Origin of the sequence: Flagellimonas algicida, from assembly GCF_049629585.1 — a bacterium.
GTDB lineage: Bacteria > Bacteroidota > Bacteroidia > Flavobacteriales > Flavobacteriaceae > Flagellimonas.
The window spans coordinates 661,934-673,639 of record NZ_JBMYIX010000001.1 but is presented as its reverse complement, the minus strand read 5'-3'; the positions used below and the strand labels follow the sequence as shown (position 1 = coordinate 673,639).

The window sequence follows — 11,706 nt, the reverse complement described above, 5'->3', positions numbered from 1 at the left end:
CAATGATTGTCCGATACGCATGAAAGCTGTTTTCTTACTAGAAATCAAATGCTTATATTAGAAGTCAAGGAAATCTCCCCCATTAAACTAAACAAGGATGAAGAAAGTTTGTTTTCTAATGTTATTTGTTTGCGCTGTAGGTTGGTCACAAACAAAAATTGAGGGGGTTGTCTTTGATAAAGCCACCCAAGAACCACTACCCTTTTCCACAATTACCGTTTTTGGAGAGGATACCCATCACACCATCACCAATGAGGATGGCAAATTTGCCGTGGACGGTCATATCCAAAAAGATTCCATGGAAGTACGGCATTTAGGGTTTAAAACAAAAATAGTGCCCTTGACATACTTTACTGATGAGTCCAACCTTTTTTTGGAGCCCGATGTTTCCACCCTACAAGAAGTTGTGCTCACCGCTGGTGAGGACAAGGAATACCCTTACAGATTGTTGGACAATATTGTTCAAAAGTATAGGCAACAAGGGGAAACCACTTCAAGCAAGGCCTTTTTAACACTAACCTCCGCTGTGAGAGGCATCCCCCTAGAACAGATAGAAGGTTTTTATAATAGTAAGCAAAGCCTTTCAGGAGGTATTACGGATCTAAAAGTCAAAAGCGGACGATTTGGCCTCAACAAATCTTTTGCGTTTTACAGTCTGGACAACACCCAGATTTTAAGTGATTTTACCTTTTTCGAGGAAACCGGTCAAATATTGCCCGATCACCCTGGCAATATGGACTACAATGCCCTCAAAAGAAAATATATGGTTCGAATTGACGATTGCAGTTCGTGCACCCAAGAAGAAGCATCGCTTTCTTTTACACCCAAAAACCCGAATGGAAGGTTGTTCTATGGAAAAATGATTGTGGATTATGAGAAGTTGATTGTCAAAAAAATTGAGCTTGGCATCAAGGACCCCGTGACCAATGCCCTGACCTCCATAAATGAAACCGTTTCCCTGACCCCCATGGAAATTGGGTTCAATATTGTTTTCAATCCTTTGGATTATGGGAAAATCCAATATTTGGATTTCTCCTTTCAGATGAATTACACTACGGAAAGTATTTCGGAAATCATCAATTCACGAACATTCATCTATTTCTATGATTACAATAAATCGTTTGAAGAACCTTATTTTACAAAGGACATTTCCTTTAGCAATGACTATGATAAAATAATCGCCCTACAGGCATCCGATGATTTTTGGGAAACCAATTACCAATACCCAAAAAGCTTCAATGACCAAAGATCTTTGGATTATATGAAAGAAAAAGGGTACCTGATCAATTATGACAGCTATATTCCTATCGAAGATTTGGCCTATGCCCGCCCATCGGTCCTTTCATGGCAAGAAGACAAACGTTTTGAATGGGACCATTTACGCGATGAAACCGAGGATGTTCCCAAAGGGATTCAAGGTGACAAGGAATATAAAACGGGAAAGGACTATGATTCCCCCTTTCAAGTTCTAAGGAAAACCTCTGGCCCCAAAGGAAAGAACCAGATCAATATTGGTTATATGCTGGATATGTACTGGGATTGGAACGGAAACAGAAAAATTGTCGGAAGAACCCTTATGGATATCAACTCTTCCGAATTTCATCATGAGCATACCAGAAACAAACTTATTTACATTAATCTGCTCTTTGACATCTATGAGATATATAGACAGTTGGCCAATTCCCGAATCAAGGAAGGGATGACCTTTGACGAAATGAAAGCCATTTACGATGAGGTCTACGATGGCGCCAATGCCGAAGCCAAAAACATGAGGAAGGAGACCGATCATGGGGATGACCTTGAGGCGTTGCGCAAATGGAACGGCAGGATAAAATCACGGTTGAAGATTGATAATTTCGCCCTTATGCGATAACCTTCAATCTATTCAATACCAATTTTGTTCGTTAAAAGTCACTTCCTTCCCCGGCCCGGATAGAGTTTATAAAACTATTTCCCTAATGTTCCCATGGAGGTATTGATCTTTACCAAACCATTCCCTTCATATTCTTGGGTTAATTTTAGTACCCGGGTTTCCGAACGCTGCGTGGGAAGTCCATAATTGAAATAACTGGTTATCCTCAAGTAGGTAGGGGTTTGGGTTTCACTCTCATAATAAAGTAAATTTAATAGCCACTCACCTGACACATTTTCATCCAGAAAAAATTGAGTACTGGCATATCCCCTGTCCGTTTCATCATCATGGGATTTTACTTCCCATGTCTTGAATGAAGACTCGGGATCCTCCAATTGGAACCCAATCTTAACATCAGGGTTGTTCCAAGACAAAGCGATTCGGGTATGTGAAATCTCTCCTCCCATTCCTTCGTTTATTTTTTCCCAGCTCGGTCTTTCTTTATTGGACTTCACATATCCATAAGAGTCCGTGGTCATGAACAAATCTGCGCCATACGCATCATAAGGAAGATCATTCCCTCTCATGGCTTGATAATCTTCATACGTCTTGGAAACTTTTTTATAGTTCATTCTTTCCGCGTAGGCCTGTGCGACATCACAATAGGATTGTGCGGACAAGGGGTCTTGCTCCAATACTTCAAGGAAAATCTCCAAAGCCTTATCATGTTTGCCCAATAAGGCGTACCTATAGGCCAAACCTCTCAAAGCAGGTATGTTTTGCGAAAATTCTTCATGAATTTCCTTTAGGATATTGTTTGCTTCCTTTTCGTCTTTCCAACGTTCTCGAAAATAATACGCCATATCCATTAGAAAATACGAATCCTTCATGTAATCTCCCTTGCTCGTTTGGAACAACTCCATTGCCACTCCTTCTGAGGCAATGGTTCCAAAGGCTTCCATATACTCCGGAATTGCAGGTACATAATCTGCTTCTTCAAACAAGTGGTTCATACTATTGCGCACATCGGCCGTGGTATAATCCTTGCCATACCCCAACGCATCCATTTCACTTTTGGCTTTGGTATTAATGATGATTACCCCACCAATAGCCCTTGGCCCATAGCGGCTTACGGCTGCATTACGTTCCAATATGGCCACTCGGTCAATATCCGAACCGGTTAAATAGGTAGGAGCCGTTTCCTGCACAAAACCATCCACATCAAAAATAGCCCTGGGTTGTGAAGTCCGAAGGGAATCTCCTGTAACATCCATATAAGAGATTCTGCGTAAATACACGTTCACTTCACCATACGGGGCTTCAGGAGGCCTAACTACCCGCATATTAAGGTTAAAATTCTGCAAAGACGCCAAAAAATCCGGACCCACTGGCAACAGATTATCACCATCAATAATTTCCAAGGCCGTGGAAGAACGATCTTTGTCCAAAATACCTATTGTGGTCTTGATCAAATTTTTATTGGTGGCATAGTCTACCAACAGGTCCTGTCTAGTCTTACGCTTGGCCTCTTCCACAACCACCTCTTTCAACTTTGTGGTCCTAGGGGAAAGGATGATTTTAAATCTTTCTTCCATTTCCAGTATCTCCATTTCCACATTGCCATACCCTACTGCAGAAAACACCAACACTTCCCCTGTGTCGGCATTTAAAGAGAACCTTCCTTCCGCATCGGTCTGTACCCCACGCTCCGTACCTTTTACCAAAACGTTCACATCTTCTATAGGGGTTTCCCAAACATCGGTGACCTGTCCGGCAACCATCCTATCCGTAGCTTGGGGGTAAAGTGGCAGCACCGCACACAAAACCAAAAACAATAGTGTGTTTTTCATTTTTTTTTTGAGATTTCAATGATATAACTGATTATAAATCAATTGGGGAACTCTATGAAGATATGAAAAAAAAGCTTACACAGTGTAAGTAAGTTCCTGTGTTTCATTGCGCAATATTTTCCCCGTTTTGGTTTCAATGAATTTGGGAACGCAATAAATGACTTTGGGCACTTCAAACTTTTGAAGCGTTTCAAGGGATTTTATTTCTAGAAGGAGCTGCTTTGTATTGCAAGTTCCTTCTACTATCAAAATCAAACGTTGTCCCAATTTTTCATCGGGCTCTCCTGCTACAAAAAATCTGGAATTGAAAAGTGGGGATAGCTTTTCTTCTATCTTTTCAGGAACCAGTTTTATTCCTCCAGAATTTATAATGGAATCAAACCTACCCAACCACTGAAAGGTGTTTTCCGAAACAATGTCCACCAAATCATTGGTCACTATAGCCTCTGATGCAATAGCTGGAGCTTCTATGACCAAACATCCCCTCTTATCCTTTGAGATGTTAACCCCGGGAAGTGTCTGAAAAATATCGGAACCTTTGGGACCATTAATGGCTTTTAGGGCAATATGGGTCACGGTTTCGGTCATGCCATAGGTTTCATAACAGTGGGTGCCAAGGGTACCCAGCTTTTTTTTAAGAGTTGCATTTACCGGTGCCCCTCCTATGATCAATGTGCGAACCTGCCCCAATTGTTCCAGTGAGTTTTGCACTTGCAGCGGAACCATGGCCGCGAAATCATATCGTTTGCTGGTACGGGTCAAGGGTGTGGAGGTGGGTTCCACATAATCCAATTGCCAGCCCAAGACCATGGCACGGACCAACATCATTTTGCCGGCAATCCCTGAAAAAGGCAGACAAAGCAAGGCCGTATGACCCGCATCCATGTTGAAATATTGACCGGTAGCCTTGGCGGAATTGACCATATGCTCCTTCTTTAAATTGATTTTCTTAGGCGCTCCCGTAGACCCGGAGGTAAAAACCTCTTGTGCAGGGTCCTGTGAAAGCCAGCCCAATAAAAAGGTGCCCATATCACGCTCAAAAACACTGCCTTCCTTGACCAAGGCATGCCCTTTATCCAAAAGTTCGTTAAAGGAGTACGGAACACCGTTGAGCTTAAAAGCTGGATGGATATTATGCCATATCGGATTCCCCATGGGTCAATGCTACAAATTCCTCTTTGGTCATTACCTTTCCGAACAATCGCTGTTTCCAGTTTTTCCATCCATATTTTCTGGAGAAGAACCATAACAGTAAGGGGAAAATCACAAACACGGGAATCAACGCATCCCACCCCAAAGCAGGTTCAGAAATATCTTTGTAAACAGAATTGGTTTGAAAAGCCGTCCAATCCGCTGTGACCAATAAAGCCGTTATTAAATTGTTGGCAGCATGAAAACCCAAGGCGAGCTCCAGTCCTTCATCCATCAAGGTGAGGATTCCCAAGAAAAAACCGGTACCGATATAATAGACCAAAACTCCATGACCCAGCTTTTCCACTTCCGGATTGGCAATATGCATCAAACCAAATAAAGTGGAGGTGACTACCAAGGGCACCCATCGGTTTTTGGCCAAAATACCTAGACCCTGCATCATATGTCCCCTAAAAAGGTACTCTTCGAAACTGGTCTGCATGGGAATCAGGACAACCCCAATAATCGCCAACAGAACAAACTTGGCCCAATCAAAATTGAGCACATATTTATCCGGGGAAGCGTAAATATCAATTCCTGTCAGAAGTAGTGTCAGTACGGTCCATAAACCAAAGGAGAAAAAAATCCGCTTCCAGTCCACTTTTTTTCTGGAGGTGGTCAACGAGGTTATGGACTGTCTATGGACCAAATAGGTCCAGCCCCATACCACCAACAATCCAACGGACAAGGGCAGCAAAAGAATAATCAATACCGTATTGGAACCTAGCTGCTCTATCAACTGCTGCATGGTGTCCTCCACACTTATGGGCGAATTGATCGTGATGATATAGTTCATTACCATAAAACCCATAAATGCCAACGGAATCACAAAATATTTCCATAACCCAATTTCTCCTTTATAGCCTTGTTCTATATACATAAACTTTTAATTAAATCATTTTTCCAATTCTTATTCGACTTATAGCACAAATTGCCGTGCCCCACTTCCAATGGACTCTCAAAATTGTTGGTATACAAGCTTCCAGTGCCCAAACCTTGTGGCATTTGGTTGCCCAAGGTGTATGTCCATTGAGCAATGGCATTGAGTCCTATATTGCTCTCCAAGGCACTGGTGATCCACCACCCGATTCCCTGCTTTTTGGCCAAATCAATCCACTCCAAACTCCCAGAAAAGCCGCCGACCAAACTTGGTTTCAATATAATATATTGGGGTTGAATGGTTTGTAGCAATTCTTCTTTTTCTGTTACACTGAACACGCCTATGAGTTCCTCATCCAAGGCAATGGGCAAGGGAGTATTTTTGCATAAATCTGCCATCTCCGTAGATTGACCAGCCTTGATGGGCTGCTCTATGGAATGCAATTGGTATTCTGACAATCGTTGGAGTTTTCCCAAAGCTTCATGAGGTGTAAATGCTCCGTTGGCATCTACCCGAAGTTCAATTTCATCTGGACCAAAGTTGTTACGAATACTTTCCAAAATGGCCATTTCCTTCTCGAAATCCAAGGCCCCTATCTTCATCTTGATGCAGCGGAACCCTTCCGCCAATTTCTGCTCCAATTGGGAAAGCATAAAAGACTCATCCCCCATCCAAATCAAACCATTGATGGATATGGGCGCTTCGTCTTGGGTGAATTCCGAAGGGAACAATTCAAATGGATTCGAGGACTTTAATGAGCGAAAAGCCTGTTCCAGTCCAAACTGAATGGAAGGAAACTCTTGAAGCCTGTTTAGTAGCTCCATCTCACCCAAATCCATATTATCACAAACCCAGGCAAGTTGTTCTTCGTATTCGGGGACATCGTCCACACTCAACCCCCTTAAAATACCACACTCCCCTATACCAAGGTGGCCTTTTTCTTCGAGAATCAAAAACCAGGTCTCCTTTTGGGTAAGAATGCCACGGGAGGTCCCACTGGGTCTTTTAAAGTCAAGGGTGTACTTTCTGTAATGTGCTTTCATCCAATGGTATCAAATGTAACCATTTTAAAAAGCCCAAGCAGAAAAGATCTTAGCTAAAGTTGAACCAGAACCGCACCCCTTCATTATCCCTATCAATGTTCAATTTGGATTGAAGCTGGTTCACAAGTCTGTTCATCAGTCGGATACCCATGGAGGAATGGGCACGCTCCTCGGCATCTTCTGGAAGTCCTACCCCATTGTCTGTGTATTCAAAATAACCCTGTTCCCCATTTTTTCTGAGATGGATATAAATTTTTCCGTTCTCATCATTCTCCGGAAACGCATATTTAAAGGAGTTCGATACCAATTCGTTCAAAATCAATCCAAACGGAATGGCACGGTCTATATCCAGCTCGGTACCTTCGGCATCAATGGTTATGCTGATGTTGTGGCCACCTTTCTTATAAACCGATTGCACACTGTTGATCAAACTTTCAATATATCCCTGCATTTCAATAACGGAAAGGTCATCGTTCTGATACAACTTTTGGTGGATCAATGCCATGGCCTTTACCCTGCTCTTTCCTTCTTCCAAGGCTTCAATGGCGGCCTTGCTCCGTGTATTTTTTGTCTGCAGGCTCAAAAGACTGGAAACCATCTGAAGGTTGTTCTTTACTCTATGGTGGATTTCCTTCAACAGGGAATCCTTTTCAATAAGCGCATTCTCTATGATGTGGTTCTGCTCCGCGATCAACCGCTGGTTTTTTATACTCTTTACATAGGCATATACCAATCCTGCAAAACCAAGCAAAGTGAAAATCAAGGAAATGAACACCAAATTGATGCGCTCATCCTTGGCCTTCATCTCACTACGCGCCAATTCATTGATCCTTTTTTGTTCGTCGATCAAACGTTGGGAATTTTCCAAATCCTCATTGGCCACAATGGTCACCAATTGCTGCTTGATAATGGAGGACTGTTTTTGCGCAAGGGAATCTTTTATCCGCTCATTGCGCTTATAATACATGGCCGCATTTTTGTAGTTTTCGACCTTATCATAATAGGCTGCCAACAAACTGTTCCTTTTGATGCTTTGGAGTATGCCAATATTCTCAAAATCAACATCCAGACTTTTTTTGGCTTCTGTGTAACGCTCCAATTGCAGATTGGCATCGGCCAAATAAAGCGTGTTTTCAATGATTTCGTTTCTGTGGGCATTTTTGGGAGAAACTTCCAAAGCTTCAATACTGCCCTTGAGCAAGGGGATGGCTTGCTCGTATTCCCCCAACATGACGTGACATTTGGCAATATTGCCTTCGATATCTGCTTTGAGCAAGTCGCTCTCAAATATCTCAGCTTCGCTCTTTTGTGCCGAAATGTCATTGAGATAGACATCCAAATAAGCTTTTGCCTTTTTTAATTCGCTTAGAGCAGTTGGGGCCGAATTGTCCAATCTCAGGTAATTGCCCACTTTACTGTGGTATTTGGCCAACCCGTAGGAATCATTGTCCGCTATGGTTGGTTTTACCTCCATGATGTATTGGTTCCGAGCCTTTCGGTAGAGTCCCAAGTTGCTGTAAATATCATAAAAGGCCACATTTTCCGTAATGCCCATTTCCCGCTTCTGCTTACGGATCTCAATCTGCTTGTCATACAATTGGAGATTGGCATAATTGTCATCCAAGACATCCAAAACAATTTTTTGTGATTCGGTGTCCAAGGAATCCTTGGCAAAATAGAGCTCCTTGGCCAGCGCGGTACTTTTGTCGTATTCCCCAAGATCATTGTATATCTGGGCCTGCATAACCTGATATAGTCTTGTGGCTATGGTGTCATTGGTCTTTTGGGCATTGGAGAGGTATATTTTTACAGTATCCAACCAATCGTATGCCGAATGTTCTTGGTACCTGTTCACGGAATTGAAAAAGACATTGAACCTCCCGGATGGGGTGTTTATATCCTGAAACTCCTTTAGGGTATTGGGTTCCTCACCAGTGATGGATTGCGCAGAACCACTGAATAGGAAAGCAAAGTATATGGTGGCAAATAAGAATCTTACGTAACGTCCCATTAATCTATTAAATATATCGACCTTGGGAATTACCCTCAAGGTCCATACTACTGTTTGTGCCCTTTTTCATGTCCCCATTACGCAAAATGGCAAATCTGCCTAAGCAAAAAATAAAGCTTTGCAATGCAAGTATGGGGTATATAAAGAACGCTAGTTTACCCCCAAAATTAAATCCAAACGGAAAGACTTGCCCACCAATGTTGTGAAACCCCAAATTTCTGTTGTGAAACCACCCTTTGGTTATGTGAAAGTGTCTTTTGTCGATGTTTTGTGCATTTCATGGATTTTACGGAGTATTGGCCCATGTACCAAACCAAAAAAGGCCTTGCCAATTTGAACAAGACCCTTTTACGAGAACACTATATGAAAATGAAAAAATTACTTTCTGAATCAATTACATTGCTAAAATACCGGCATCCTCCCGAAGCATGAAAATTTTGTTGTGAACCCCGTGAAAGTTGTGGTCATGTATTTAAAAGGGATTGTGGCATAAAAAAAGTGCCCGATCGGGCACTTTATCATATCTTATTGTTCCTCAAGAATCAACTGTTCATTGAGGAGAGGATGAACTCTTTGAAATCCTTGGAAATGGGAATCAAGTTGTTATTGATCATAATATCCTTGGAGTTGATGGCATCAATATGGTCCACATTCACAATATAGGATTTGTGCGCCCTGTAGAATTTGTTCTTGGGCAATTTTTCCAAATAATCCTTCAAGGGAGAGCGCACCAAGAATTTCTTGTCCACCGTGTTCACTTCCAAATACACGTTGTCCGCTTTGATAAATTGAATGTCACCGAACTGGATTCGGTAATACAAATGTTGCTTTTTTACGAATATGGAGTCTTTGAGCACTGAGTTGGATGTGATGGTATCTCCATCCTCACTGTCCGTTTCCTTTATTTCCGCTTTTTTTGAATAGTTAAAGTTGGAAAGGGCAATTTCTATGGAAGTATACAAATCTTGTTGCTCAAATGGCTTCACCAAATACCCATCCGGTTTTACCGTTTTGGCATTTTCAACCGTGGCCCTATCCGAGTTGGAGGTCACAAAAATGAATGGAATATTGTACGCATCGCGGATGTGCTTTCCAAGGTCTATCCCTGTTTTGTCAGAAGCCAAGATAATGTCGATCAAAACCAAGTCAACATGGTTGTTCTTCAATACTTCCACGGCCTGCTCGTAAACAATGACATTGTCCACGATCTCATAACCAATCTCTTCCAACATGGACTGCATATCATCCGCAATGATGACGTTGTCCTCTACAATCAAAATTTTAATCGGTTGCTCCACGTTCCTTAAAGTTTATCTGGTTATATCTCAAAATTACAAAAAATAATTTACTGCCGCATAGAAGAGTATGGACAATAGAAAAGTACTGAGGGCCAACTTTTTAAGTTCACTATCCAAGGCTCCTGGCACTTGGGTGGACATGACTTTTATCAAGTGGACCACTATGGGCACAAAAGCGATCATAAAAAAGGATTGCGCAATGCTCAATCTTTCAATAAGGATGTAGGTTATAAAGCTAAGAAGGGCAGATACCAATAATAGGAAATGATATTTTTTTCCATTTTGAAACCCCATTTTTACGACCAAGGTATTTTTTCCGTGCTTTCCATCGGAAACCACATCCCGCAAGTTGTTCAAATTAAGGACTCCCACACACAATGTTCCTATACCAATAGCGGGCAACAATGACGTCCAAGTGATGCTTTTTGTATAGAGGAACATGCTTCCCAACACGCCCAAGAGCCCAAAAAACAAAAACACGAACACATCGCCCAAACCCATATACCCATAAGGATTGGAACCCATGGTATATTTCAATGCGGCCCAAATGCTGAGAATGCCAAGTATTAAAAACAATAGAATGTAAGGTAGATTATCCAACCCAAAAGCAATGTAGATTAACCCAATGGCCAACAAAAATGAAATCCCAATCGATACGATGATTCCTTTCTTCAACGCAGAACGGGTAAGCCACCCACTTTGTAGGGCACGTGCCGGACCTATCCGGTCTTCATTATCGGTTCCCTTTACCCCGTCGCCATAATCATTGGCAAAGTTGGAGGTCACCTGAAAACCGACCGTGGTCAACAGTGCAAAAATAAAAATCGTCCCACTAAAAACACCTTGTTTGGTAGCCAAGGCGGTACCCATTATAATTCCGGATAGAGATAACGGAAGGGTGCGCAGTCTAGCAGCCTGTACCCAGGCCTTAAAATTTCCCAAGATTAATACGGATCTTCTATTTTAATTCGTTTTCCGTCTTGGTACGAGGCTACAAAGGCATCCTGAAAGCCCATCTGTACCAATTGTTTCCGGAAGGATTGCGCCTCATCCAAGGTCTCAAAGTTCCCTAGTGAATACGCATAAAATGGATTGGTCTTTACAAAAAGTGTATTGGTCAATGCTTCTGAGGCAAGCGTTACATTGTTGTCCACAAACGACTTTACCTGTACGGAATAGATGGTTTCCTTATTCAGGAATTCTTTGGCCAAGTAAAATTCCTTGACCAAGCTGAGTTCCTCATTCTGGCTTTTAAGATTGTCTATTCGGGTCTTGATGGCATCCAGACTGTCAATACTGACCAAAAGATTGTTTTGGTTCTCAAAGGATTGTTTGCTACTCAACCCTGCTGTAAAGGATGTGATGGCCAAGGTGCCAATCACAAAAAGTCCAACGAAACCCATAAGAATGTTCCGTTGCAGCTTTATTTTCCGCAAATCCTTGTTCTTATATTTTATCTGATCTAGAAGTCTTTCGTTGATAATCTGGGCCTTATCGATATCCTTATGAAGGTCCAACAAATCGCTTTCTTCAATAAAAGGCATATTGCTAAAAGGTTACGGGTTCTACAGTTCTGCTAAG

General features: G+C 42.0%; 9 protein-coding genes. 1 reads left to right on the top strand and 8 read right to left on the bottom strand.

Going from position 1 to position 11,706, the window contains the following annotated elements; all coding sequences use genetic code 11:
* Window positions 1-97 precede the first annotated feature (97 nt).
* On the top strand, window positions 98-1,873 hold the full coding sequence (locus ACPD8L_RS02935; protein WP_423941764.1) for a carboxypeptidase-like regulatory domain-containing protein: 1,776 nt from the start codon (window positions 98-100) through the stop codon (window positions 1,871-1,873).
* Window positions 1,874-1,947: 74 nt separating this feature from the next.
* On the opposite strand, the gene ACPD8L_RS02930 is transcribed toward ACPD8L_RS02935, so the two are convergent.
* The 8 genes from ACPD8L_RS02930 to ACPD8L_RS02895 all read right to left on the bottom strand — a co-directional run bounded on the left by ACPD8L_RS02930 (window position 1,948) and on the right by ACPD8L_RS02895 (window position 11,669).
* Window positions 1,948-3,702: a carboxypeptidase-like regulatory domain-containing protein gene (locus ACPD8L_RS02930; protein ID WP_423941762.1), complete on the bottom strand. Its 1,755-nt coding sequence runs from the start codon at window positions 3,700-3,702 to the stop codon at window positions 1,948-1,950.
* Window positions 3,703-3,777: 75 nt separating this feature from the next.
* Window positions 3,778-4,857 carry an AMP-binding protein gene (locus ACPD8L_RS02925; RefSeq protein ID WP_423941761.1) on the bottom strand — a complete coding sequence of 360 codons (1,080 nt, stop codon included), beginning with the start codon at window positions 4,855-4,857 and terminating at the stop codon, window positions 3,778-3,780.
* A complete protein-coding gene (locus ACPD8L_RS02920) occupies window positions 4,835-5,773 on the bottom strand; it encodes a CPBP family intramembrane glutamic endopeptidase (protein ID WP_116218914.1) in 939 nt (312 codons plus the stop codon). Before ACPD8L_RS02920 ends, ACPD8L_RS02925 begins: the two co-directional genes overlap by 23 nt.
* Complete coding sequence (menC, locus tag ACPD8L_RS02915) at window positions 5,764-6,816, bottom strand: o-succinylbenzoate synthase (protein ID WP_116218915.1); 1,053 nt, start codon at window positions 6,814-6,816, stop codon at window positions 5,764-5,766. Before menC ends, ACPD8L_RS02920 begins: the two co-directional genes overlap by 10 nt.
* A 49-nt stretch (window positions 6,817-6,865) precedes the next feature.
* Window positions 6,866-8,827: a sensor histidine kinase gene (locus ACPD8L_RS02910; protein WP_116218916.1), complete on the bottom strand. Its 1,962-nt coding sequence runs from the start codon at window positions 8,825-8,827 to the stop codon at window positions 6,866-6,868.
* A 542-nt stretch (window positions 8,828-9,369) separates the two neighbouring features.
* Window positions 9,370-10,125 carry a LytR/AlgR family response regulator transcription factor gene (locus ACPD8L_RS02905; protein ID WP_116218918.1) on the bottom strand — a complete coding sequence of 252 codons (756 nt, stop codon included), beginning with the start codon at window positions 10,123-10,125 and terminating at the stop codon, window positions 9,370-9,372.
* A 33-nt stretch (window positions 10,126-10,158) separates the two neighbouring features.
* Window positions 10,159-11,067, bottom strand: coding sequence for a 1,4-dihydroxy-2-naphthoate octaprenyltransferase (gene menA, locus ACPD8L_RS02900; RefSeq protein WP_421809281.1), 909 nt, complete (start codon window positions 11,065-11,067; stop codon window positions 10,159-10,161).
* Window positions 11,068-11,069: 2 nt separating this feature from the next.
* Window positions 11,070-11,669: an SPOR domain-containing protein gene (locus ACPD8L_RS02895; protein WP_116218920.1), complete on the bottom strand. Its 600-nt coding sequence runs from the start codon at window positions 11,667-11,669 to the stop codon at window positions 11,070-11,072.
* Window positions 11,670-11,706: the final 37 nt, after the last annotated feature.

What these genes read in the sequence shown, in the direction of transcription:
- ACPD8L_RS02935 (WP_423941764.1), top strand. Translation starts at nt 98, where the DNA reads ATGAAGAAAGTTTGTTTTCTAATGTTATTTGTTTGCGCTGTAGGTTGG.
- ACPD8L_RS02930 (WP_423941762.1), bottom strand. Translation starts at nt 3,702, where the DNA reads ATGAAAAACACACTATTGTTTTTGGTTTTGTGTGCGGTGCTGCCACTT.
- ACPD8L_RS02925 (WP_423941761.1), bottom strand. Translation starts at nt 4,857, where the DNA reads ATGGGGAATCCGATATGGCATAATATCCATCCAGCTTTTAAGCTCAAC.
- ACPD8L_RS02920 (WP_116218914.1), bottom strand. Translation starts at nt 5,773, where the DNA reads ATGTATATAGAACAAGGCTATAAAGGAGAAATTGGGTTATGGAAATAT.
- menC (WP_116218915.1), bottom strand. Translation starts at nt 6,816, where the DNA reads ATGAAAGCACATTACAGAAAGTACACCCTTGACTTTAAAAGACCCAGT.
- ACPD8L_RS02910 (WP_116218916.1), bottom strand. Translation starts at nt 8,827, where the DNA reads ATGGGACGTTACGTAAGATTCTTATTTGCCACCATATACTTTGCTTTC.
- ACPD8L_RS02895 (WP_116218920.1), bottom strand. Translation starts at nt 11,669, where the DNA reads ATGCCTTTTATTGAAGAAAGCGATTTGTTGGACCTTCATAAGGATATC.